Raw genomic sequence first — 24056 nt, forward strand, 5'->3', positions numbered from 1 at the left:
ACGTCATCAGAATTACGGGTGAAATTATTAATCTCTCTTATTAAACTTATTATGGTTATTGACAGTTTAGATAATCAGTTACTATTTCATCTATTGTTTCACCAAATAACTGATAATCTTGATGAAAATAAGTCAGCATTAAATTATCGATATATTTTCTTTCTATTTCTTTTTCCATTGAATTAAACCTCTTTGTTTATTTTTTTATTTAAGAATACTTTAATTATTCATCTTGTTCAGTGTGCTCGTTTAAATAATCTTGTGACTTATTTGACACATGCTTTAAAAACTCAAGTGCTGTCATACCCCACCATTCTGGGAGAACGTCAGCATCATGGTAATGATAATCAAATGTGCTTTCTACATCTTCGGAAATGTCAATAAGATCATTGATTTTTTCTATTAACCCTTTTATCATTCCCAGAGTTGCGACATGAAGAAAATCATTGATAACATCATCAAGTTCGGGACCTGATATTATATCGAAGTCCTGATTAAAATAAGCATGCATTAAAATATCTAGAAATGGATATTGTCCGGTCATTTTAATTGTGGCCTTTCATATTATTGCGATCTCCTAAATAAGCTATTCAAAATAGTAGATCACTTTACAAAACGCCTTGTACGACAAGGGGACAAGCTATACATAGCAACACCATGAGTTAGTGTTGGTTATTCGGTATCAAACTTCCGTTGCTCAGTCATTAATTAAATTGACTACTGTATCGGTATTACGAAATGCTATTTAGTTGGAAAATAGTTTACTCAGCGTATATACCCGTCATCTTTCAAGTTGCCTCTTTGTTGGCTGCACTCGCTCACCCCGGTCACATAGTTTGCTATGCTCCCGGGGATTCACTCCCTTGCCGCCGCGATGCATCTTGAAATCCATAGGGTATAGAGCTGGCTAATTTGAGTTCTAGAACTCGAAGCAAGCGAGTGAACCGAAAAACCATTTTTTTCCAAAATAAGAAGAAATGTGAGATAAAGTTATAGAGACTTTCATCGGGCGTGAAAACTGCATTTTGTATATAGATCTAATTATTTAATGTATGACATTGATTATTAAGATTAAATATATTGTCTGGAGTGTAATTCTAATTGGTAATATCATATTTGAATTTATGGTATTTATGTGTGATTAATTAATTATGACGTGAATCACGATATTGAAAATTAGATTATTAATTTATTGATTTTTTTGTATGGTTTGTATTTTTATACATAGTTTAAAATAAATTATAGATTGAGGAATTAAAAAATCTAACGAGATAATACATCTTCTATTAAGAAGCAGAATGCCAAATGTTAATATTTTTCAAATCTTACGATTTTATTTAAGTTAAACTTAAAAATAGTGTAACACCTTGTATTAAAGTGAAAGCCTATAGCTATAACTGAGTTTAAGGACTGAGTGTAGCGGTGCTATTGGTTATTTAACTTAGAGCCTATCTCAATAGGCGTAATTGTTGCAGGCAGTTTGAACATGGACAGCGCGGAAAAACCGGAGCGTACACGTAGTACGTGAGGATTTTGAGCACTGCCCAGGTTCGCTCTTTATGGCAAAGAAGGGCAAATAAAATAGCCCTATTGAGATAGGCAGTTAGTAAACCGGTGGTAATTCACATAGGATATTCTATGTAAATGAAAGAGAGACATATCCCTTATAGCTTAACGATACCTATGGATTTTTCGCTGGATTAATATCACTTCTTATTTGAAAAGGAGATTACTCATCGTGTCTAAACTGGCAATACATGGTGGCTCTTCCATTCGAACAATGTCTTGGCCTGGGTGGCCTACAAGTTCTCCCGAAACTGTAGATAATCTACTTTCTGTTTTAAATAGTCAGCGTTGGTCAATAAGTGGACCATACCGTGGGGTACCTTCTTTTGAACAGCGTTTTGCTGAAGCTTATGCACGTTACACGAATGCTAATTATTGTGTTCCTGCTTCCAGTGGTACTGCCAGCTTGACTATGGCTTTAGAGGCAGTAGGGGTCGGAGCTGGTGATGAAGTCATTGTACCTGGTTTATCTTGGGTCGCTTCAGCATCAGCTGTTCTTAATATTAATGCTATTCCAATGCTAACCGACGTGAATCCTCAGACAGGGTGCTTAGATCCAAATGCGGTTGAGGAAGCAATTACTTCTCGCTGTCGTGCGATTACAGTTGTACACCTCGGTTCTGCGGTTGCAGATCTGAATGCCTTAATGCATATTGCAGAAAAAAATAATTTGCCACTCATTGAAGATTGCTCTCAAGCACACGGTGCTCGTTTTGCTGGTCAACATGTGGGGACATTTGGTATTGCTGGAACGTTCAGCATGCAACACAGTAAGCTGTTGACCAGTGGAGAAGGTGGAGCAGTACTAACTCAAGATGAGCAAATTGCTAGACGATTAGCCCATCTACGCGCCGATGGACGCACATTAAGCAGTGTACCACCACCGTTGGATCATATGGAGTTATTAGAAACCGCTGAGTTAATGGGTTCAAACTATTGCTTGTCTGAATTTCATGCCGCAATTTTGTTAGCTCAATTAGAAAAACTTGATACCGAGAATGCTATCCGGCGCTGTAATGCTGAATATTTGGATGAACTGATGCTGCAAATTGGCTGTTTTCCTCAGCAAACCACTCTGGGTACCACTGAGCGTGTCTATTATAGCTATGTCATTGGGTTACCTGAATCTGTCTTAGAGAAGGTTTCAGTAGAAAAACTGGCAGAAGCCCTGTCAGCAGAGCTGAATTTACCTTGTAAGCCTATGTACGCCGCATTAAATCAATGTACGTTATACCAACCCGCGAGTCGGCGGCGTTTCGTATTAAGCAAAGACTTTCAGTCATCCGTTCAGCCGCAGCGTTTTAGTCTGCCAATAGCGGAGGCATTCTCCCATAGCCACATTGCCTTGCCGCATCATTTTTTACTTGCAGAAGAAACAGACATGCTTGATGTCCAGCGTGCTCTGGAGAAGGTAATGAGCCATGCCGAGCATCTATGAATCACTAAAAGGCCAAAACTATTATGACGTCAACACATTGCCATCGTTTTGTGTTCATCCGACACGCAGAAGCAACATGCAATCTACAGGATGACCATGTGTTAATCAGTTCAGTTTTGCCTGATTCACCATTGACGGAAATGGGCCAGCAACAAGCACAATTATTAGCAGATAATTTTCCCAAGGAGTTAATCGGAGACAAGATATTTAGCAGCCCAATGGTCCGAACAATGCAAACGGCCAAATTTCTCACTGCACGGTACAATTTACCGTTGATATCTGATGAGCGTTTGGAAGAAGTGCGTATAGCACCTTCACTGATACCGCCATTAAGTTTGCCGGAATGGGATGCAATGCTGGAAGAACGTTTGAATAGTCCCACAATTAAAGTAAGACCTGAAGTAGAAACTGTTATTGAACAACGAGCACGAGTGACCGATTTTTTGCGTCAACGGCACCAACAGCGTGGCCGGGAAATGGTCACTCTGATCGTTTCCCATGCATTCACTATAGAGTTAGCAATGTTTGTGTTGCTAGGGCTGGAAATCTCCCTATTACAACGCTGGCATATGCGTATTAGTAATACAGCATTGCACGTTATAGAGAATGAAGAGATAGGTGGAAAATCTAGGCTTGTTCTTGTTAACGCGAAAAATCATTTGAGATTATGGCTTTAAAGGTAAGAAGATAAAACGTATGGCTGCAAAATTTGAACGATTACAACAACTTTCCCGGCACACTGATTTTTCAGCATTGGTTCCACCTTTAGTGGGATTTGCGGCTGATAAAGCGCTTGCCATTGTAAGACATTATCCGCAAGCAGATACCGCACTGCTACGCACCCTCTACAGTCAGTACATCACTGAGCACCCCGATTGGATAAAACAGGTTGAGAAAGTTTGTGGCCCTGCCCCCTGGATTATTCGCAGTGCGGGTTTAGAGGATGGTGATGCTTTCGTGAATGCTGGAGGCTATGCCAGTATCATCTGTCATTGTCCGGCAGATTTTAGTGATACGCTTTCTACGGTGGCTTTCAGTGGATTTGAACTTCAATCCATTGAACAGCAACGGTTAAGTGATCCGGGTTATCAACCGCAGCCAATCACCTGTTTTGTGCAAAAATTGATTGAAGGTACGCCATCTACAGTGGACGCCTTACAGGCTCCGTATCTGACAGCCGATGCATGCCATAATTTAAATAAAATTATCAATCAATTACATCAATATTTCTCTGAAATTGCGTTAGACACTGAGTGGGTTTTGGAAACGGATCATGGCCTGGTTTCCGTGACCGGATTGACTTTACATGCCTCTGAAGGTATCCGGGGAGAACTGGCGTTCGGTTTTGGTTTTGCGTCTGCACAATCCCCTGGCTCAAGGGTAAACTCTGTGGCCTATCATTGGCCAACGTTAGCTGCACCTCTGTGGTATGGCGCTCAATTATGTCAGGTTCGCGTGGATAAGATTTGGTTAGTACAGGCACGCCCCGCTCCGGGTTATGTACTTGAGCGTCAGGTTGAGCAGTTAACCACTGAAGTGAAAGAAGAGCTGGCACGTAGTATGCGGGTGGTTCCCGTAACAACATTGCTGCATCCTGCAAAGCCTAATTTAGGCGTTTTCCTTTCGGCATCCACATTAGACGATGCTTGGTCTCGTTATTTGCGTCTTCCTTTGCCAGTGCGATCCACTCTTGTGGCTGTCTTCGTTGAATCAGGCGTTGCCAGTGAACATGCTGGCATCATGTTCCGTCAACAAAAATTGCCCGTTTTTCTTACCCAGTTAACCAATATCCCCGCAGTTCCTTTGGTCATTATTGATAGTGTGGGAGAGCAAGCCTACTTTAGTGCACAAAAGCCGCTTATCGAATTGGAAACAGAAACCACTGAATCGGTTAATTTGCCCGCTGCTGTACAGCATATTTTTGACGATAGAGAATCTCTGCCCATTACGGCGCTGTCTTCTCAAGATCTTTCGGATGTTTTGCAACGTGCGCTGGCTGGCTTACCGGTATTAGAGGAAAAAATCGGTACTTCACTCAGGCAACGTACTCTTTTTCCAATGGACACGTGGTTACAGCATGGTGACATTGTCCGAAGCCCAAGTTTAACAGGTTGGCTCCTGGCACAAGTCGGTGAGAAAGCGATGACGCTCTACCCTGCTCATTGGTTGGCAACCGATGTAACAACAGATTATCTCTGTGCTTTCAGAGCCAAAACCGATACGCAGTCGGCATTACCGAACTTATGTAAGGCTATCCCAACATTGGCAGATAAGGTCAGCCAACTCAATGACCTGCGCCTGCTGATGTTATTTATCAAAGCCGAATCATGGATTGAGAGAATTCCCGCGATGCCATTGGCGCAATGGGTTGATGTTGCGATAACGTCCCCAAATGGGGATGGGCGTCTGCTACTGGCGTGTCTACTTCATGTGCTCGCAGATACAGACATTATTCCCATTTATGAAGATGCAGACCGGATCAACATCTTACACGCGTTAACCCAGGCAGCAGGCTCTACACTTTCTGTTCACGAACTGTTTGAAGTTATCCATCATCGTCAATTGTCACCGACTGCACTGGCAAATCTGGTTTGTGCGCCCAAAGCGTTTGCTGACTATGTGGCTTTCCTGTCTCCACTTAAGCGCTTTAAAGCAGCCGCAGCACTGGCAGGAGCGAGTGAAGCCGCTGATTTGCTACAAGCTACGGATAGCCTGATGAAAGAGTTACATCAGGCGAAATTACCCACCTTGAGGGCACTTTGTCGCATAGATTTAGTGGATACTTACGATCAGGTACTCAAGGCGGTATTAGCCGATGTGGTTGATAGACACGAGCTGAGCACGTATCAAAATTATCTAGATCTGCTCAGCGATTGGATGGAGTTTGCTCAGCTATCAACGCTTTCTGCCACAGAAAAATCGGCATTAAGCGCTTTCCAGGGATGGGTAGAGCATGTTCGTCATAACCCTATGCCGGACACTTTTTTTCTTGAATTAAAAGAAGATGTTGTAGAAATCTTGGGGGATGATTTCTTACGTTGGCAGGTTTTAATGCCTGTCGCCGGTAATATGACACCGGAACAGCTACCGATAGAAAATGCTCACCAGTTACACAATCTATTGCATCAATGGATGCTGGTTCGTTTCCGGGCTGAATCGGGGCCTGATCTACCTGCGCTTTTACATAAATTGATCAATATCGCTGATGGTTTTGGTGATGCCCGCTCTTGCCTTTTAAGGTTAACTAATAACCTCTTTGAGATTTCTCTGCCTTTTGTCGTACATAAGGCCAGTTTCCTCTTTAATGAGAAGGAATTGGTTGTTGAGTTCTGCGAGCTTCCGAATGCCCCGGAAGAGGAGATTGGTCGCTTATATGTCTTCGATGCATTGGCATCACGTATTTCAGAATGGAAACCACAATGGCAGATATCATCAAATCGGGTCTGCCAATTAGGCACTTGGACACTTTTCTTACGTTTAAAGCGTGCTGATGGCTTACATTGGCAGAGACAGGATCTTGAGCAACTGGTGCTTTGGTTGCGAGTGCTATTCGATACTGCTTATGATTTCTCCTATGTGCCTAATGATGAAGTTTCCCATGTGCATGACATGCTGGGACATTCTCCCTGGAGTGATCTATTCCACGCTTATGTTAATTACCGGGCTGTGATTGATTTTTCTGTTCAGCGTATCACAGTTTATTCGTTGCCCTTTGCCTCAACGCTCGCTGCACTCTGTCTGAATGAATCTATACGTGATGAGGTCACCAGCGCTTACCTTGCTGGTTTTGACCATGCCTGGGATGCTTTTCACCGAATTATTGAGAAGCTGGAAAAAACAGAGGATGACCAAGAACAGTGGGAATGCCTTCACACCACCGCAGGGCAGATGGGATTACTCCTTTCAGCAGTATGGCCAGAGCAGACGTTGATGCGGATGGTACAAAAACCACTCTCCCCGATTGGGGCTGAACGGATCGCAGTCAGCTTGTTACATCGTCGAGATTTGTCGGCTACATTGCAGCAGTTGGTTACTGCTCCAAAAAATGCCGGATTGCGTAATTTAGTTTTGCACCACGTTCCTGAAATCGCGGTAAATGCAGGTTCTGCTGCCTCAATCGCAGGTGAAATCGCGATTTGGCAAAGTCAGTTTAAACGCTGCAAAGAGTACTTGCTTGCCTATCATGCAAATGTACTCTCTGAGGGCCAATGTCAACAATTTGTCAGACAACTTAGTCTTATCCCTTATGGCATCACAGAGGAAATTGAAACGTATATTCAACGTGCTCTGGCTCCTATAGCCACAGAGGAGAAAGGCCGTTTTAAATTGTCTGAAGTTGATCCGATTGCGATTATTAGCACTATGCGGACAAAATGAGGGCAGAATGACTAAATACCTAGGCAAGGTTGCTAGAATACAGATTACTCCCTCAGAGTTAGTGGCGAAGTTATTCGCCACTGAATATGTGATGGTTATGTATCAGCCTGCGCTCTGGGACAAATATGGAGCGACCTAAGTCTTCTTGCTGAAGCCAGTCAACAGCCGTTATCTGTCCGCCGTCAGGCCAAATGTTCTGCTACACATGCGCAACAGGCCGCTTTGTCTATCGCTTGTGGTCATAAAATCACGGCTGAAACGGAGTGTTCTCAACAAATAGGCATTGTATTGCAAGGTCAATTTTCTCCCTGGATGGATCTACTGACCCGTATTTTGGCACTCCCCTTGCCAGAGTGTTATGGCTATGATGTAGGGGATACCGAAGTCTGTGTGGATGATGCAATCCGTTTCGCCCGCCAGTTTGCCTCCGGGCGTTCCATCGTGGTTGTCGGTCTCCGCAGTGGTGGGAGTTTTCTTATTCCACGTTGGGTTGCAGGATTAACTCAGATTAATGGTGTGCCCCCTGCATGGCTAACACTGCGCCCTTTAAGGCATATTAACGCCTATTGTCAGTACCATCCTTCAGAGTTGGATACTCTATTTCGTCTTCTTGACGCACAATCTGAACGTCCAGACGTCGTGATTGTTGATGATCAACCCGATACAGGCAATACCGTTGAAAAACTTGCGGAATGGTTAGCCTTCAAAGCAGAAAACATCTGGTTTGCCAGCATTGGGCATGTGAGAAAAATCACAACATCAGCTTCATGGTCAACCGTATTTGTGCGATCACCACTGATGACACGTGAACGGCGTTCACTCTGGCAACTGTTGTTAAAAAATGATCACCGCCATTTTCTTTCTACATTGACTTCTGCGATACCAGCGTCTGATTTACTGAATTCGACAATAATAAATAACGCGGATACACAGATCTTTATCCATTGCCCAACAATGGAAAAAAGATATGGCTTGGATGAGGCTTGGTTGCCTTGGAACTCGCCAGCAATGGAAAAATATGCAAGAAGGTTGATTAACCCCAAAAAAACTCCCTTGTTAGTCACGGATAAACATGAAACGCCATTGTTGCACCTGAGATTTATTGGGGAAAGCACCTATGGACTCACGGAATTCAATCGGGTGAAGCAAGCCAATACTGCCCATCCTGAGGCGTGGTTTCTTGATGGTTATCATATTGCTCAACATCTTCCGGGATTGCGGCCATTACGGGATCTTATGGCTGAAACACCTCATGAAAATCATCAGGTTTGGCTTACACAGTGCAACGCTGTTATTCAGTCTGTCAGCCAATCACCATTAATAGATATTGTCGGCCAGCTACCTCAGATTCCAATAGGAGCAGCCATTCGTAATGCATGGGAACGCCTGCAACACAAAGTGGGTAAAAGTAAATTGAGTGAACACAAAGTACCTGACTTACCCATTTGGCTCGATTCACTCAATATTCCTCCTTTTGCAGGAAGTACCCGACCAATACGCTCTTCCCTTAGCTATGCCTTTGGTGATTGGCACTGGCAAGTTGGCAAGGATGGGCATCTCTACCGTTTTCATCAGGAGGCTAACTGGGGAGGGATAAGCTGGCCAGAATTGGAGATAGCTGTTTTTCTGTTGGTATATCAACTGCCGCCCGCCACATTACAGCTGATGTACAACAGTAACCAGACAGAGAATGATAATTCACCAGTGATATTCACTTCCTTACCTGTTGCGCTGCTTTTACTACTTGACGGTTTCCGCCGGGAAGTACGTCAATTTAGCTCTATAGGTAAGATGCGATTATGTGAAGATCTCACCTTGTTATTCCAAACTTTTATCCAGTACCACAACTTGATTATTGAAAGCATCGCGAATATGCAACCGACTGAAATATCGGGGAGTGTTTATGAGTAAACCTGAAAAAATCGCCTCTGCTATTGGCGTACCGGCACCAAACTTACGTGCTCTATCCGCAAGTGGTGCTATCGTCAGACTGAGTGATGGAAAAGACTATATTGACCTGATGAATGGCAAAGGTAGCATCACGTTGGGACACCATCATCCGGTAGTCACAGAAGCAATAATCTCCAGTTTAAATAATGAACAGGGGTCTTCCACCTGCTGGTCAGAGCCTTTTGAAGCTCTCGCAGAAATCATTGTTGCTGATAGTGGTATCCCAAATGGGCAAGTTGCTTTTTTCAGCTCAGGAACTGAAGCCTGCCGTGCTGTTGTCCAGTGTGCCCGGAAGATAACAGGCAAAAAAATCATCGCCAGCGCAGGTTACCACGGTTGGGGGGATTTATGGGCTTCGCCTTCCCATTTTTTGCAGCCAAATGAAAGCAGCATTATCGATTTCTATTTCATCCCTGAGTTACTGGCTGATGTGTTAGAAAACTATCATGGCGAAGTCGCAATGGTGATGATTTCTCCCGACTATGTACATCTCAAACCAGAAACATTAAAAAAAATAGCCCATCTTGCCCGTGAATATGGCGTTCTATTTTGCAGTGATGAAGTCAAAAATGGCTATCGTTCAGTGACTGGTTCTGCGTTACAACAGGTTATTGGCGAACAGGCTGATTTTTATACCTTTGCCAAAGGACTATGCAATGGGCAACGCTTATCCTGCCTCGTCGGGCCAACTGAAATGATGCAAAAAACTAAACATATGACCTATACCGCTTACTTTGACACAGTGCCTATTGTCGCTGCTTTAGCCACATTGAAATATATGCATGACGAACAAGGCTACAAACGTCTGGTCTCGTGTGGGTCAATGCTGGCAAACACATTACGCACACTAATTGCGCAGGCAGAGTTGCCAATAAAAGTCATGGGGGATGGACCATTACTGCAATTTATCTGTGCAACGCCAGAATTGGATGAGGCTTTCTATACTGCTTGCGGTAAACACGGCCTGTTACTGTATAAGTTTGATAATCAAGCTGTTTCGCTGGCAACTGAAGCTGTTTTAACGAAATTGGAGATCCACTTCAAACAGGTATTTTCAGAACTTGCTCTACACTTCTCTACGCAGCACCAAATCCATGTCTCTATCGAGCGACAAATGGAAGCTGCATTCAATATGATCGACGGTGCCAGTGATATTATGCCTGCTGCCGATGCTATCCATTGGTTACAAAGGTATGCCTTATGAGCAGAATAAAAGACTGGTATGGTAAACGTCTGACCTTAATTGCTCCACATCCCGATGATATTGCTTATTCGATAGGTGGTTTTGTCTCACAACTGGCGGCTGTATCCACATTAGAGGTTGTGACCGTATTTACCCAAAGTCGATGGGCGCTCCCTAAATCCCTGCGTGATGCGGGTTCCGACGTTATCAGTAAAATACGCATAAAAGAAGAGCAGACTTTTTGTCAAAATTTTAAGATGAAGTTATACCCTCTTGGGCTCTCAGATTCCAGCCTGTCCGGCTATGACGATGGGAGTGAGCGCCAATTGCAGTTTACTCAGGGACAACTTACTAATGACATACGAACTTCAATCGTATTGGAGATGCTACAGCAGGTCTTGGGAGAGTCCAACCCTGATGTTGTGATTGCGCCAGCCGCCATTGGTCATCATATCGACCATCAGATTGTCCATCATGCCATTTGTTCACTACATAATCATCAATGGCAACTTGCTTTTTACGAAGACCTGCCCTATGCAGCTGAATTTACACTGGATATTTTGGAAAAACAGTTGACAGAGCGAAAATTCAGCATACTAGAAGCCATCAGTATTGATCAAACATTAGCAGATAAATTCTCAGCACTATCTAATTATGCCAGCCAAACCGATCAGGAAACGATTGATGCAATTATTGTCCATGCACAACGTCTGGCACAAACATGTTTCCATACCGGGCAAGCAGTTTACCATGCAGAAAGATTTTGGGAGAAATCATGTCAATATCAGTAGGTTATATTCGTCAATTAATTATCAAAATCGCCTGTGAGACAACGGGAGATGACGCAGAAGAACTAATCAAGCGAGGACGGTTAGAGATCCCTGCACGGGATGCCATTGAATTTATGGTACGTCTGGAAGCACTCCTTGATTGCACTCTGGGTTGGTCGAAATACGAACATTTGTCAATGGAAATTAATAACCTCGCAGAAATAATAAACAAGAAGCTTAATACACAATCATCTGATGAACCAATGCCATTATCACCTTAATCATAGGTAAAAAAATGATAAATACTGAAAAAAATGGTATTGATATACCTTTTAATAACAATAAATTACATGAAAAAAGCAATGTGTCATCCTGTTTACTTCAAGATAATGCGTATTCTATGCATAAAATTGAGTTGCATTTTGAAGATGTTGCTTATCCTTTCTGGGTAGGGAGCCACTGCACAGAGGAAATTTCGGTGCATTTAGCTGAGATGTCGGCGTCTTCTCTGCATATCATTACTGACGATACCGTAAACCAGCTTCATGCTGCTCCTTTCGTACAACGGCTAACTCTAAAAACAAAGGTGCCGGTTTGGGTCTGGTCAATTCCAGAAGGAGAAGCAAATAAGTCACTCAATACATTGGATTATCTGGCAAATCAATTGCTTAATACGGATGTTGATCGCAAAAGTGTTATTGTCGCGATGGGAGGGGGGGTTATCGGCAATATAGCAGGGCTGCTGGCCGCGCTACTATTTCGTGGTATTCGTTTCGTGCATATCCCCACTAGCCTGATTGCAATGAGCGATTCTGTTATTTCTCTAAAACAAGCGGTGAACATGCCACAAGGCAAAAATCTGATGGGTTGTTTTCATACGCCAGAAGCGGTTTTTGCTGATACTGCTTTCTTGCTGACGTTGCCGTCCCAACACTTGCGATCTGGATTATGCGAAATCATTAAAAATGTGCTGATATTGGAAACTGAGAATATCCCATTTTTAACTAGGACACTGAATGCAGAAGCGCATTACGACGAACAAACACTTGCATGCATCGTTCAGGCGGGGGCTCTCACCAAACAAAAAGTCATGGTTAACGATAAGCGGGAGAGACATCATGCCCTTGTATTCGAATATGGTCACACTGTAGGGCACGCTATCGAATTAAGCTGTAATGGAAGACTGACTCATGGTGAATCTGTGGCGCTTGGCATGATAGTCGCAGCTGAAGTTTCTCACACCCTTGGTTTATTGACATCACAAGCACGTGATATGCACTACCGCCTGATTCACCTTAACGGCGTCGATATTAAGGCACCTGTAGGAACAACCCTGGAAGCCATTATGCAGATACTGCAATCTGATAATAAACGTGGTTATCTGCGCGCGAAGCCCAATGAAATTCCGATGATTCTGTTAAATGAATTGGGAACCCCCCTTTGGAGTGGTGAAGGGTATCCCTTAACGCTTGTGCCTGTTGATTTAGTCGAATCAATGTTGCGCCAGCATATTTTTCAAACAACCTAAAATTTAATCAGAATCTGATTACAGCCTGTCATGACAATTGTTCAACGTAGCGCAGCAAAGAAATTAAAACCTACTGGTACTAATATCAGGGTTCTCAGTTTCTAGAGGTGCTTATAAATGTCGAACTATACGCAGTAATCAGGTTCTTAGGGGGTATTATGTCAGACTTAATCAATATCATTCATACTATTCAACCACCTTCATCTTGGCCCCCCGTGACTCGCCGGGTGCGTCGTTATCGTAATATCGGGATAAAAACATCCTGTAATCTACGTTGCAGTTATTGTGAGATAAAGCGGGCTAGAGTGAACACAGAAGCTATTATTAATTCATTAACTCGCATTTTGGAGCGCTTTAATCCGCATGATGTTTTCCTTCGGGTTGAAGCCGATGGGGAAATTACACTTTACCCAAAAATACTCGATTTTTTGGCCGAATGTGTTCAGAAAAAAGATTATTCCATCGAAGTACTCACCAATGGCACACGCCTTCCCGCCTGTCTTCGTCCTGGTTTGCTCTGGGTCATTTCTATTGATGGACATACTGAGCAAATGAATAAGGCACGGGGTTTAAGACAAAAACAGATAGATATCATTTTAGACCATGCCGTGAGCCTTTCTGCCGAACTACAATGTGTCTACCACGGCCAATCCGTCGAAGAAATCAATGATTTTATCGATACCTTGCAGGCTCGTGGTTTCACTGGTCGCCTGCATTTTTTACCCCTGCTAGCAACTAAAGGGCGGCCACTGACAGTGCATTTGAATTATGAACAGCTTCATAAAGCCTCTTTTTTGGAATGTAAGGCTTTCTTCGACCGTTGGGATTACATCTACCAACATGGGAGACGTGGTGATTTCGTCTGTGACCAGATTAAGAATGGTTTCAACTATTACATTGATGGCGAAAATATCTCAATGGTGAAGTGTGATTCTTACTCTCCTGTTCCCAAGTATCTGGAAATTGAAGGATTGCAAGAAGAGCAGGAATACGACCACTTTCCTTGTGGTACTTGTCTTTCTAACCAGGAGTTCAACAACCAGCGTGATCGTATGACACTTAATAAATAGGAAAAGAGGACAAGATATGCGTGTATTGCGATTAACGCCTTTTTTTCATCACCCTGATGTAAAGAGTTGGCCTGCTGAATATGACTCTGTCGGTGGAATGCAGATTCAGATCTGGCGGCAGGCTATGTGGCTGGCAGAGCGAGGAGTACAACAGCATGTGATGACTATCGGTTTTCCTGGTCTGCCACACCAACGTACTTTACACACCAATCTCTGTGTAGAAAGAACTTATCTCCGGTTACCTGAATTACGTTCGGAGTTGACTGGATTAAAAGGATTAACTCAATCCTGGGCACTGGCAACGTTGTTAGCTATTCGCCCAAAAATGCGACAGGAACCTTTTGATCTTATTCATCTCCATCTTGATGGGCAAATCCCTGCGCTGTTAGTCGCTTATCTGGTTCCTAAGTTGCTATCTTGTCCATTGATACTCACTATCCACTGTTCACGACTGTCAGTTTATCAGCCGATGTCAATTTGGGATCGTATGACACATAAATTGGCTCGCTATCTGGAGCGTAAGGCGGTAAACATTGCCGCAACAACCATCGCACTGACTGAACGTACAGCCTCTGTTATTCGTCCATATGCTCGTCGTGTGGAAATTATTCCTGATGTTGTCGATCCTAAACAATTCCGGCATCCCGGTGAATCAGCAATTCAGGCTTTTCGACAGAAATATGGATTAAAAACAAAAAACATTGGCTTTATTGGGCGTATAGCAAAAGAAAAAGGCTGGACACATTTTGTTGCTGTGGCTGATCGTCTGCGTCATCTTGACCTGCATTTTTTAGTCGTGGGAGATGGTCCGCAGCGGCATAGACTTGAAGAGACTATTGCTCAACATCAGCTAGAGTCCCAATTTACTATCACGGGATTTATCCCTAATGATCAGGTGGCAACCGCGATTGCGGCTTGTCATGTCATTGTCATGCCGTCAGAACACGAAGAGTTTGGTGGTGTTTCCATTGAAGCTACTGCGGTAGGGGTGCCGGTGGCTGCCTATGCCGTTGGCGGTATTAACGAAATACTGGGAAAAATTTCTCCTGAACTGCTCGCTCCTGCTGGAGACATGAACCAATTGGTTAACTGCATTAATCGTGCTCTAGCCCAGCCTCAACAGGCTCCCATTGTAGAAGAGAGTGATAACAACAAAAATCCGATAGAAATCTTTGCACCAGACGCTGTATTGCCTCGATTAAAGAGTATCTATCACGAGCTAGTCGAGCAATCTGTTATCAAATAACAGTATCCAACCAAATAACATATAAGGATAGCGTATATGTTTTCTATGGTAGAGATTGAAATCAATTCACGATGCAATCGACGTTGTGTGTATTGCCCTAATGTAATAGCGCCACGCGATGCACCTAACAGAATGAAATCTGAGCAATTTGAGCGTATTATCGACAGATTGGAAGAGGCAAATTTTACCGGGAGACTTTCTTATCATTTTTATAATGAACCGCTGCTGCATCCTAAATTACCGCAATTTGTTGCCTGGGTCACTGAACGGCTGCCGGAAGTCAGACAAATATTGTATAGCAATGGCGATTATCTGACGGATGAGAAATATCAGCTGTTACATAAAAATGGCATTAAACAGTTTATTATCACTCAGCACGATAGCAAACCTGGAGCGCCCAAACCTGATCTTATCTGGCTTATTCCTGATCAGTTACAGTTAACCAATCGCGCGGGCAATGTGATCGCTGGGCCAGAAATCGTCTCGAATCTTCCCTGTTTTGCGCCATCAGACATGTTGATTATCACGATCACAGGGAATGTAGTACTTTGCTATGAGGATAACAAAGAAGAAGTGGTTCTCGGTAACGTCTTTGACACCCCTATCATGGGAATCTGGAATTCACCTCAGTTTCGTCGGGCTCGTAAAGCACTCTCATGTGGAAATCGAAATGCAACGGACATTTGCCGTCGTTGCAATAATCGTTCACATCAAAAAAGTGAGGCGTTCGATTATGTCCTTTAAAAAAACGTCACAATATGTGGTATTGATAGAGCGGTATCCAGACAATTTTGATCGGCGGGGATGGGGGGGAATAGAAACGGCCTATTGGAATCTTGCGCATATCCTGCCCTGCTGTGACGTTGAGGTCATTTGGTATTCTGCTCAAGAATACCCAACCTTTGATAACTTAGCAGAGCAAGTCTCGTCCCAAAATATCACGGCTATCATTCCTTTAATGGAAAGTGAGTTATTTCGCGTCGGCCAACAAGCGCCAGAATCGCTGAGACAGCGTACTATCCGGGTCTGGCATGATGTCTCGTTGCTCACCGACTCCCATGCCAATTTATCTGCCTGCCATGCCCATCAGCCCGGAGCAAATGCCGCTGATTGCGTCGCCATTGCCGCTGCGCCAGACGCCTATGCCGCCGATATCTTTTTTTATGAGGCACCATGGACATATTGTTTTCCCAAACGACATTACATTCCTTGGGCGGCGGATCATATCCCCGCCCGTGATTACCATTCCCCCAACGGTCCGGTGGTCTTATTAGCGGGTAAGGTGGCGCTTGAGAAGCTCTCTCCGGTTGTCGAGGTTTGTCTGGAGAAGGGATTGCATCTGCATATCCTCTTTAATAACTGGTCGAAACGGGGCAAAGAAGCCAGGCACTATTTTAATGGCTTAAATTTGGGTGAACGACATAAGGTTTTCGATTATTACGATCTGGAACACGATCACGAGATGATTTTTGGCGGAGCCAGTGCTGCACTAGTATTAAGTGATTATCACGAGACATTTAACTTTCTGTCCGCCGAAGCCGTACAACTGGGTATACCGGTTGTGGCTTATGCCCATTCGGGTGCTACACGCCGTTTTGCCGCTCATCTTGTGGAAGATAACAAGGCTTTACTTGATTGGTTGAAAGAAGAGGGTATTGCGGGGCTGACTCCAGTTCCCCGATCTCATTGGTCATGGAATGACGTGGGAGCCGTTTATAGCCAATTGTTACACCACATGGCAGTGCGCCACCGATGAAAACAACCTCCTTAGACCTTTTTAGTGATGAAAAGAAGTGGTGATAATGGACCCTGGAGAAAATCATAAGATGTCAATTCAAGAAAAATTACAGCTAGGTGCACGCCATTTTCATGGATTAAAACAGGCACCTGCAGAGTTAGTTGCCGACGCTTGTGTGATAGGTAGTGGTGCTAGTGGTGCGGTAGTTGCGAATGCACTGCAAGCATGTGGTTGGTCGGTCATTATGGTTGAAGAAGGAAACCTACTTACGCCTAAAGTAACACAAGAAGAGGTAGATAGTTCTTCTCCCATGGCAGAGATTAAAGGGGAAAATGGCTGGGAAGAGCGAGGATGGTCCTGGAGTACGAGAAATGTAGGTGGGGGGACGCTCTTTTATGGAGGTGCATCTTTCCGTTATCAGGATTGCGATTTTGATGCTCGCTCCTGGTTATCAGGTATTGGGCTTGATATTGCTTGGCCAATTCATCTGACTGATTTAGAAAAATACTATGCCATTGTTGAAGAACAGTTGCGTGTCAGTGGTGGGCCACACACAGCATCCGCAAAAGAGGGAGGCAATGCCCTCCCAAGGTCACTGCCTGCGGATATCATGGCAGCGGCGGCAAAACAGCTCGGTTATCATCCGTTCACAACGCCGATGGCGATTGATCCTAAACTCTGCACACAGGAAAAACACTGTATTGATTTCCAATGCCCCAGCGGTGCTAAAAGTGATGTCCTGAATATCTATATTAAGCGTTTGGTCAACCACTGCAATTTTACCCTCCTTTCAGGTATCCGGGGCGTGGCGCTGGAACAAGAACGCTCAGGGCAAATCAGTACGCTGCGTTGTCTGGATCTGGAAGATGGCAGTATTCGTCATGTGAAAGCACGGTATTTCTTCGTTGCCTGTAACGCAATACAGAGTGCGGCACTTTTATTGCGATCAGTCACCCCTTTTGCGCCCAATGGTATTGGTAATCGGCATGATCTCGTTGGTCGTGGGCTATGTATGAAACTCAGCCAGCGTATACGTGGTGTAGTGCCAGTAACTGATGCCATGCGTAATCATGCTGTTGGGCTTCGTGGCCCTTTCTCTACGTTGGCGATTTTGGACCACTATCTTGATGCTCGTTGCCCTGGTGGAATGGGAGGATTAATTTACGAAGCTCGTACCATCCCTGTCCCCGACGAGTTCCCCGAACTACTACCCTTAGAATTAGAAACCATCATTGCAGATACCCCTGCCTATGAAAACCGGGTGAAACTCTCTTCCCGTTGTGATGTTTGGGGGATACCTAAAATCATGATCGACTATCAAACAGCCTCTCATGATTTGGCTCGTCTGTCCTATATGGCTGAACGCGCTGTCGATATTCTTCACGCCGCAGGTGCCACACAAATTCATTCTAAGCGTACACGTTCTGAAGAAGGGAGTACTCACCTGCATGGCACATGCCGCAGCGGTACAGATCCGGCACGTTCTGTTTTAGATCCTAACTGCCGGGTTCACGAACTCGAAAACCTTTATATTGTAGATGGCAGCTTTATGCCTTTCCCCGGTGGGCTCAATCCCACACTCACCATTCAGGCAAATGCATTACGTGTAGCACAACATGTTGTTGGAGTTGACTGAGCATGATCCGAGCAGAAGAAGTTTCCAGAATTTATCAGGTGCATCAACGTAACGAAAGTTTCCGTTCCGCGCTCAATTCACTCTGGAAAAGGAAATATGAAACCGTCGTCGCACTAAAAAATGTCAGCTTCCAGATAGAAAATGGTGAAAGGGTAGGGATACTCGGCCCCAATGGTGCCGGCAAAACCACATTGGTCAAGTTACTCAGTGGGTTATTACATCCCAGCAGTGGCCGAATCACCGTCGAAGGACATACTCCCTATTTGCGCGAAAAAACTTTTTTACACAGTGTTGGTCTTGTAATGGGTAATAAGGGGCAATTGATCTGGGATTTGCCTCCTATTGATACATTTGAAATGATACGGGTCCTGTTCGAGATTCCCGTGGCCGTACATAAACAGACTCTGAAAGAGTTGGGCGACTTACTGCAACTGAACACCATCATGACCAAACCCACTCGCCAGCTCTCATTAGGGGAACGTATGCGGTGTGAAGTGGTTGCCTCGTTGATCCATCAACCCAAGGTTCTCTTTCTTGATGAGCCGACGATTGGTCTTGATGTCGCCATGCAAGCTGCTCTGCGTGATTTTGTTGCTGAATATAATCGCCGCCACAATGCTACTATTCTGTTGACGTCACACTATATGGAAGATGTGCGGGTATTGTGTCAACGCATTATCATTGTTGATCGTGGCACGATTTTCTATGACGGCGATCTGCGAACCTTCACGGCGAAACAAAATCCTGAAAAAATCGTCTCGTTCTCAATGAATCGCCAGATCAATATTCCCGATTTTTCACGCTTTGGCTCGCTCATTTCACAAACTGAAGAACGTTCTCAAATTCGAGTTCACCGCGATCATGTCCCTAGACTCGTACATTTTCTGGTTGAACAACAATTGGCAGTTGACCTCACCATAGAAGATCTCCCATTGGAAGAAATACTGCGCCAGATTTTTGGTCATCCCAACCAGAATAAAACCGAACAAAAACAAATTCCTGAATAGAGGCGAACCGACATGCTTTTCGCTCTTATAAAAGTCCGATTATTTGAAACATTCTCATTTCGAGCCGAATTTCTGCTCTGGCTCGTCACACTCAGTATGCCATTAATCATGCTGGTTTTTTGGCGTTCGGTAACTCAAGATGGCTCTTTTCAAGGTTATACCGCAGAGGATTTTAATCTTTACTATGTTGCCGTTCTCGTGACCACTATATTAACCAGCTGTAACAACGTCTGGGACATTAACGAAAATATCCGCCTTGGTGAACTTTCTGTTTGGTTGATGCGCCCCATTCATCCTTTTATCAACTACTTGGCAATTACTATTGCCGAACTGGGATTAAGCCTAATTGTTGCTTTACCTATTTTTATATTGGCACTGATAATGAGCTTACAGAGCCAACCGCTAAATTTACCGCAATTAGGTTTGCTGGCACTGGCGTTATCAGGTGCCTTCCTTATTAATCAAAGTATCCACTTGCTGATCGGGAGTTTGACCTTCTGGATCGAGCGTTCATTAGTTGTACATAAAATATATGTTGCGGCCAGTAGTGTACTATCAGGATATATGTTTCCGTTGGCCTTATTACCAGAGTGGGCAGGTCAGATAGCAAATTGGCTGCCATTCCGGTTTGTGATTTCACTGCCAGTAGAAATATTAATTGGAAAACATTCCCTGTTTGTCGCTGCTCAATGGGTAGCCTGTCAGTTCGCACTGGTGGCTTTGCTGTTTGCTGCCGCATTTTTTGTCTGGCGGCGAGGTGTCCGCCGTTACTTGGCGTTTGGGTAATGATGCATTCTCTTGTAGTCATTCGTATGGCGTTTATCTTGAGTATAAAACGCTCGATACAATACCGTTGGGACTTCATGATAGATGGTTTGCTTTCACTCATCATGGCGATACTACAACTGTTACCGCTTTTCATTTTGTTTAATGAACGTGGTACCGTTGCAGGCTGGTCATTCGAGCAAATGCTGGTATTAATGGGCTGGTATATGATGTTATATGCTGTTGTTGAAGGCTTGATTGCTCCCAGCCTTGCTGCTGCTGTTTCAGGTATTCGAACGGGTTTATTTGATTATATTTTAATGCGGCCCGTCGATTCACTTTTTCTCTGTTCACTTGTCGATATTAGGTTATGGAAAAGTATTGATTTTTTCTTCGGACTTGGCTTGGCTATTTACGCTTTTATACAGCTTGATACTCAACCTTCGTTCATGGATATCATGATGACAGTCATCTTATCGCTTGGTGGGCTTGCCACGGCTTACGCGTTGTTTGTTCTTGCTATTGCGGCCTCTTTTGCATTAGTTAGAGTGCAAAATTTGACCAATGTTCTTTCTTCGTTATTGGGTTTTGCTCGTTGGCCTATTCATCTATTTGGTATGCCCTGGCGGTTAATCTTTAGTTTTCTGATCCCCATTGGTGTCATGACCAGTTCCCCAGTTATGGCATTGTTAGGGATGTTGAACTTGCCTTTGGCAATGGGATCGCTGGGAATAGCCATCTTTTTCTTTATTGTGGCACGATTAGTTTGGAAGCGTGCATTGCGTGGATATCGTTCGGCTTCTAGCTGAATAAATAAGATCACTCGCGCAACGTTATGCTGTGCGAGTTTGATCATGTAACAGGCTGTTTTATCTATATTATTTCAACCCCATCGCATCCCGTATGGTAAAAAATAGATCCGTCTGGTCGGTTAATCCAGCAATATTTGCAGCGTGTGGACCATAAGCTGCTACACGTAATTGTGTACCAGTATGTTTCTGAGAAGTTGTTTCTGAATTACCATAACTGACCGTGATAACGGCCCTGTCTTTGGTAATCAGTGAGCGGGTCAAACCGGGGGCTTTAACATCAGGTTCAATAATCTGACTGGAATGTCCATGATCCGCAGTAACAATTACTAGTGTATCCCCATGTTGTTTAGCGAATCTCAAACCGGCTTGTACTGCTTCATCTAAAGCAACGACTTCACCGATTTGTGCGCAAGGATTGGCGGAGTGCTCATAATCATCAGTCAACGCACTTTCCACTTGCAGGAAGAAGCCATTTTTATTGACTTTCAGTAGATCAATAGCTTTTTCGGTCATCTGTACTAATGTCGGCTGCTGCGAACTCCGTTTGGTGTTCAGTTTGCATTTCACCGGGGCTTCGTTAAGATTTCCATGATAAATCGCTTTCGGCCCCTCCCACATTCCGTGTAAAACTTCTTCATTAAATAATCCCAATAGCGGTTTTCTTTGATTCGCTTCTTTCACTGCGTTCAATGATGTTATATCTGTTACCCATTGATACCCTTGCTCCAGCGCCTGCTGTTTTAGCGTTTTTCCTGTATTGACACCGGCCACTGATTGCTGGGAAAAGATATCGATTCCTCCCCCTAACGTGACATCTGCACGTGCCGTCAGAAGTTGTTCCGTGATAGAACCTTTCCCCCTTTTTTCGAGGGCATCAGTGGGGCACATTTCCGACGTTTCTGTTGGGCCATAGCATTCACGCTGCGTGACATGCGCATACAGTGCTGCGGATGTTGCATCCTGAACTTCAGCCGTAGTGACATTACCGGTTGCTTTTTTGTTCTTTTTTGCTAGCTCCAATAAGGTCTGATGGGGTTTGTTAAAAACATCAATGGATAATGCCCCGTTGTAAGTTTTTACTCCAGTAGCCCAAGCAGTGGCTGAAGATGCTGAATCCGAAACATAATTGGGTTTCTTGGTATCTTTATTTAATGAGTAATGTGTATATTGTCCAACTAATGGCATTGCATCAATTCCCTTGAAAAATCCTCCTGCCCCTTCTGCGTAGTTACGAGCTAATGTAATTTCAGAATCTCCCATACCATCACCAATAAACAAGATAACGTTCTTGACTTTCTTATTATCTAATGAATCTCTAAGCGCTGCGGTTTGTTCTTGTGTAACTCTGCGTGCTCCACCAAATTTTGTTATGTCACCTTTTGATATACGATATTCAGACGGGGGTTGTTCTTTACTATTGATGGCCAATGTAGGTAAACATGTTCCTAGTGTTAATAATGTTACAAGAAACATAATTAATTTCTTAAATTTTTTAGTCATCTTATTTTTCCTATGAAAATTTAATTTTATTTGAGGGTTTGATAGTGAAGAATTTACCAAGCTCCCCTTAGATAAATGAAAATAAAGCTGAAAAATTTAAATAACTGATTTTAATTTTATTATATCATGACTTTGGTTTTGCTACATTTGTAGATATTCCGTATCACTGAGAACTACATCTATCATGTGGGTTTTTCAATCTCTTTTATCTGTTATGTGTAAACTGCTTTGAAGAGGAAAATTTACTTTGCTCATCTGAGCATGTTTTTTCGTTGGATTTATCAGAAGTTATGGCTCTTATTATCTGTTTTTTAACCTATTATGTAACAATTAGGCTTGAGTAACGTCAAAAGAACGTAATATTGACATGGGTTGGACGCAAAACGCTATATACAATAATCATTAAATTGAGCGAAAAATAGGTAGCGGAAGTCACAGTCAAGGCGTTATACCCATTAAAATCAAGGGGTAAAACAATAACGTTTGATAATGATTTAGAATTTGCGATTCATTGAATTATCGTAAAAAATTAGAAATAAATATCCGCTTTGTGGATCTTTATGCTCTCAGGGAAAGATGGGAAAATAAGGATATAATGGACTAATCAGACAATAATTTCCAAAAGGAGCAGACTTCAATAAAGTCTCTAACTGAGAGATAAATTTGTCGTAAACCGATGGAATAATTTCCTACTGAAAGATTCGGAATGGCAAATATACCAATGAATTATTTAAATGAGTATAAATTTATTTACAGGGTCATTGCATCGGTTATCATTGAATGACGCCTTTGAAGTGTAATATATAATTAATCACCTTCAAAAGCGTTTTTTATTTGAATATTTTATGGATTCAAGGTTGATTTATTTATCCTTTTCATGGTGTTTATTCATATAATTTTGCATTATTTTAGATGACTCATTCAGATGTTCTAATACGGCGGAAATAGTGTCCCATAACTGTGGATTAGCTGAGCCATAATAATGAGTTCTAAAAAATCCTTTTATATTTTTAGCACCAAGGATAAGATTATTAATATTTTTTAATAACATTAGTGGTGCAATATTAAGATAATTTCCTTGCAGCTCATTGAATATTCTTTGAAATGATTCATAATCATTCTTCTCAACAGCATTTTTCATCTTATCTATGTACAGCCATTTTTCTCTCATGTCCATTATATTTAACCTCTTTATTTACTGTCACATTAAAAATTACTATGATTAGTCATCTTTTTTATCCAAATATTCTTGTGCTAATTTGGACACATGAAGATGACGGGTATATACCCTTTTATCATTCCCAGAGTTGCGACATGAAGAAAATCATTGATAACATCATCAAGCTCGGGACCTGATATTATATCGAAGTCCTGATTAAAGTAAGCATGCATTAAAATATCTAGAAATGGATATTGTCCGGTCATTTTAATTGTGGCCTTTCATATTATTGAGATCTCCTGGTAACCGAA

At 43.0% G+C, this 24056-nt stretch carries 22 protein-coding genes; 17 read left to right on the forward strand and 5 right to left on the reverse strand.

The genetic code is table 11. The annotated features are described in order from the left end of the window. Positions 1 to 55: 55 nt before the first annotated feature. Positions 56 to 178, reverse strand: a complete 123-nt coding sequence (locus AAC155_RS10480; RefSeq protein WP_158536540.1) for a contact-dependent growth inhibition system immunity protein — start codon at positions 176 to 178, stop codon at positions 56 to 58. Positions 179 to 223: 45 nt separating this feature from the next. Further along, positions 224 to 544 carry a contact-dependent growth inhibition system immunity protein gene (locus AAC155_RS10485; protein WP_113042083.1) on the reverse strand — a complete coding sequence of 107 codons (321 nt, stop codon included), beginning with the start codon at positions 542 to 544 and terminating at the stop codon, positions 224 to 226. Between the two features lie 1194 nt (positions 545 to 1738). On the opposite strand from AAC155_RS10485, the gene AAC155_RS10490 reads away from it, so the two are divergent. The 17 genes from AAC155_RS10490 (at position 1739) to AAC155_RS10570 (ending at position 21083) form a co-directional block, all read left to right on the forward strand. Continuing rightward, a complete protein-coding gene (locus AAC155_RS10490) occupies positions 1739 to 3004 on the forward strand; it encodes a DegT/DnrJ/EryC1/StrS aminotransferase family protein (RefSeq protein WP_205068547.1) in 1266 nt (421 codons plus the stop codon). Positions 3005 to 3027: 23 nt separating this feature from the next. After that, the gene (locus AAC155_RS10495; RefSeq protein ID WP_113027085.1) at positions 3028 to 3681 is read left to right on the forward strand and encodes a histidine phosphatase family protein; all 654 of its coding nucleotides are present in this window, start codon (positions 3028 to 3030) and stop codon (positions 3679 to 3681) included. Between the two features lie 19 nt (positions 3682 to 3700). Beyond that, on the forward strand, positions 3701 to 7381 hold the full coding sequence (locus AAC155_RS10500; protein WP_113042084.1) for a hypothetical protein: 3681 nt from the start codon (positions 3701 to 3703) through the stop codon (positions 7379 to 7381). A gap of 7 nt (positions 7382 to 7388) precedes the next feature. Further along, positions 7389 to 7520 carry a hypothetical protein gene (locus AAC155_RS10505; protein WP_262405137.1) on the forward strand — a complete coding sequence of 44 codons (132 nt, stop codon included), beginning with the start codon at positions 7389 to 7391 and terminating at the stop codon, positions 7518 to 7520. A gap of 83 nt (positions 7521 to 7603) precedes the next feature. Then, positions 7604 to 9292, forward strand: a complete 1689-nt coding sequence (locus AAC155_RS10510; protein WP_146748085.1) for a hypothetical protein — start codon at positions 7604 to 7606, stop codon at positions 9290 to 9292. Beyond that, entirely contained in the window at positions 9285 to 10535 is a 1251-nt protein-coding gene (locus AAC155_RS10515) for an aminotransferase class III-fold pyridoxal phosphate-dependent enzyme (RefSeq protein WP_113042086.1), read from the forward strand. Before AAC155_RS10510 ends, AAC155_RS10515 begins: the two co-directional genes overlap by 8 nt. Next, positions 10532 to 11305 carry a PIG-L deacetylase family protein gene (locus AAC155_RS10520; RefSeq protein ID WP_113042087.1) on the forward strand — a complete coding sequence of 258 codons (774 nt, stop codon included), beginning with the start codon at positions 10532 to 10534 and terminating at the stop codon, positions 11303 to 11305. Before AAC155_RS10515 ends, AAC155_RS10520 begins: the two co-directional genes overlap by 4 nt. Further along, the gene (locus AAC155_RS10525) at positions 11290 to 11565 is read left to right on the forward strand and encodes a DUF6137 domain-containing protein (RefSeq protein ID WP_113042088.1); all 276 of its coding nucleotides are present in this window, start codon (positions 11290 to 11292) and stop codon (positions 11563 to 11565) included. The genes AAC155_RS10520 and AAC155_RS10525 overlap by 16 nt, the downstream gene beginning before the upstream one ends. A gap of 14 nt (positions 11566 to 11579) precedes the next feature. Further along, the gene (locus AAC155_RS10530; protein ID WP_113042089.1) at positions 11580 to 12812 is read left to right on the forward strand and encodes a 2-deoxy-scyllo-inosose synthase; all 1233 of its coding nucleotides are present in this window, start codon (positions 11580 to 11582) and stop codon (positions 12810 to 12812) included. A gap of 158 nt (positions 12813 to 12970) precedes the next feature. Beyond that, a complete protein-coding gene (locus AAC155_RS10535) occupies positions 12971 to 13882 on the forward strand; it encodes a radical SAM protein (RefSeq protein ID WP_113042090.1) in 912 nt (303 codons plus the stop codon). Positions 13883 to 13898: 16 nt separating this feature from the next. Continuing rightward, positions 13899 to 15128 carry a glycosyltransferase gene (locus tag AAC155_RS10540; protein ID WP_113042091.1) on the forward strand — a complete coding sequence of 410 codons (1230 nt, stop codon included), beginning with the start codon at positions 13899 to 13901 and terminating at the stop codon, positions 15126 to 15128. A 36-nt stretch (positions 15129 to 15164) separates the two neighbouring features. Then, the gene (locus AAC155_RS10545) at positions 15165 to 15872 is read left to right on the forward strand and encodes a radical SAM/SPASM domain-containing protein (RefSeq protein ID WP_113042092.1); all 708 of its coding nucleotides are present in this window, start codon (positions 15165 to 15167) and stop codon (positions 15870 to 15872) included. Then, positions 15862 to 16884, forward strand: coding sequence for a hypothetical protein (locus AAC155_RS10550; RefSeq protein WP_113042093.1), 1023 nt, complete (start codon positions 15862 to 15864; stop codon positions 16882 to 16884). Before AAC155_RS10545 ends, AAC155_RS10550 begins: the two co-directional genes overlap by 11 nt. 70 nt (positions 16885 to 16954) lie before the next feature. After that, positions 16955 to 18502: a GMC oxidoreductase gene (locus tag AAC155_RS10555; protein WP_158536541.1), complete on the forward strand. Its 1548-nt coding sequence runs from the start codon at positions 16955 to 16957 to the stop codon at positions 18500 to 18502. 2 nt (positions 18503 to 18504) lie between these two features. After that, complete coding sequence (locus tag AAC155_RS10560) at positions 18505 to 19509, forward strand: ABC transporter ATP-binding protein (protein ID WP_113042095.1); 1005 nt, start codon at positions 18505 to 18507, stop codon at positions 19507 to 19509. Between the two features lie 12 nt (positions 19510 to 19521). Continuing rightward, positions 19522 to 20295, forward strand: coding sequence for an ABC transporter permease (locus AAC155_RS10565; protein WP_113027098.1), 774 nt, complete (start codon positions 19522 to 19524; stop codon positions 20293 to 20295). Next, on the forward strand, positions 20295 to 21083 hold the full coding sequence (locus AAC155_RS10570; RefSeq protein WP_158536542.1) for an ABC transporter permease: 789 nt from the start codon (positions 20295 to 20297) through the stop codon (positions 21081 to 21083). The genes AAC155_RS10565 and AAC155_RS10570 overlap by 1 nt, the downstream gene beginning before the upstream one ends. 69 nt (positions 21084 to 21152) lie before the next feature. Here the strand turns inward: AAC155_RS10570 and phoA are convergent, their stop codons facing one another. From phoA to AAC155_RS10585, 3 genes are all read right to left on the reverse strand, one after another. Further along, on the reverse strand, positions 21153 to 22586 hold the full coding sequence (gene phoA / locus AAC155_RS10575) for an alkaline phosphatase (protein WP_113042097.1): 1434 nt from the start codon (positions 22584 to 22586) through the stop codon (positions 21153 to 21155). Between the two features lie 862 nt (positions 22587 to 23448). Continuing rightward, entirely contained in the window at positions 23449 to 23763 is a 315-nt protein-coding gene (locus tag AAC155_RS10580; protein ID WP_113042098.1) for a hypothetical protein, read from the reverse strand. A 77-nt stretch (positions 23764 to 23840) separates the two neighbouring features. Next, the gene (locus AAC155_RS10585) at positions 23841 to 24011 is read right to left on the reverse strand and encodes a contact-dependent growth inhibition system immunity protein (protein ID WP_158536543.1); all 171 of its coding nucleotides are present in this window, start codon (positions 24009 to 24011) and stop codon (positions 23841 to 23843) included. Positions 24012 to 24056 lie beyond the last annotated feature (45 nt).

It is taken from the genome of Photorhabdus sp. HUG-39, from assembly GCF_963878365.1.
Classification (GTDB): Bacteria; Pseudomonadota; Gammaproteobacteria; order Enterobacterales; family Enterobacteriaceae; genus Photorhabdus; species Photorhabdus kayaii.

Excerpts from the sequence above, each read along its gene's own strand:
- AAC155_RS10560 (WP_113042095.1), top strand. The coding sequence starts at position 18,505 with ATGATCCGAGCAGAAGAAGTTTCCAGAATTTATCAGGTGCATCAACGT.
- AAC155_RS10525 (WP_113042088.1), top strand. The coding sequence starts at position 11,290 with ATGTCAATATCAGTAGGTTATATTCGTCAATTAATTATCAAAATCGCC.
- phoA (WP_113042097.1), bottom strand. The coding sequence starts at position 22,586 with ATGACTAAAAAATTTAAGAAATTAATTATGTTTCTTGTAACATTATTA.
- AAC155_RS10535 (WP_113042090.1), top strand. The coding sequence starts at position 12,971 with ATGTCAGACTTAATCAATATCATTCATACTATTCAACCACCTTCATCT.
- AAC155_RS10480 (WP_158536540.1), bottom strand. The coding sequence starts at position 178 with ATGGAAAAAGAAATAGAAAGAAAATATATCGATAATTTAATGCTGACT.
- AAC155_RS10500 (WP_113042084.1), top strand. The coding sequence starts at position 3,701 with ATGGCTGCAAAATTTGAACGATTACAACAACTTTCCCGGCACACTGAT.
- AAC155_RS10550 (WP_113042093.1), top strand. The coding sequence starts at position 15,862 with ATGTCCTTTAAAAAAACGTCACAATATGTGGTATTGATAGAGCGGTAT.
- AAC155_RS10505 (WP_262405137.1), top strand. The coding sequence starts at position 7,389 with ATGACTAAATACCTAGGCAAGGTTGCTAGAATACAGATTACTCCCTCA.
- AAC155_RS10540 (WP_113042091.1), top strand. The coding sequence starts at position 13,899 with ATGCGTGTATTGCGATTAACGCCTTTTTTTCATCACCCTGATGTAAAG.
- AAC155_RS10585 (WP_158536543.1), bottom strand. The coding sequence starts at position 24,011 with ATGACCGGACAATATCCATTTCTAGATATTTTAATGCATGCTTACTTT.
- AAC155_RS10555 (WP_158536541.1), top strand. The coding sequence starts at position 16,955 with ATGTCAATTCAAGAAAAATTACAGCTAGGTGCACGCCATTTTCATGGA.
- AAC155_RS10565 (WP_113027098.1), top strand. The coding sequence starts at position 19,522 with ATGCTTTTCGCTCTTATAAAAGTCCGATTATTTGAAACATTCTCATTT.
- AAC155_RS10545 (WP_113042092.1), top strand. The coding sequence starts at position 15,165 with ATGTTTTCTATGGTAGAGATTGAAATCAATTCACGATGCAATCGACGT.
- AAC155_RS10570 (WP_158536542.1), top strand. The coding sequence starts at position 20,295 with ATGATGCATTCTCTTGTAGTCATTCGTATGGCGTTTATCTTGAGTATA.
- AAC155_RS10515 (WP_113042086.1), top strand. The coding sequence starts at position 9,285 with ATGAGTAAACCTGAAAAAATCGCCTCTGCTATTGGCGTACCGGCACCA.
- AAC155_RS10530 (WP_113042089.1), top strand. The coding sequence starts at position 11,580 with ATGATAAATACTGAAAAAAATGGTATTGATATACCTTTTAATAACAAT.
- AAC155_RS10580 (WP_113042098.1), bottom strand. The coding sequence starts at position 23,763 with ATGGACATGAGAGAAAAATGGCTGTACATAGATAAGATGAAAAATGCT.
- AAC155_RS10485 (WP_113042083.1), bottom strand. The coding sequence starts at position 544 with ATGACCGGACAATATCCATTTCTAGATATTTTAATGCATGCTTATTTT.
- AAC155_RS10520 (WP_113042087.1), top strand. The coding sequence starts at position 10,532 with ATGAGCAGAATAAAAGACTGGTATGGTAAACGTCTGACCTTAATTGCT.
- AAC155_RS10495 (WP_113027085.1), top strand. The coding sequence starts at position 3,028 with ATGACGTCAACACATTGCCATCGTTTTGTGTTCATCCGACACGCAGAA.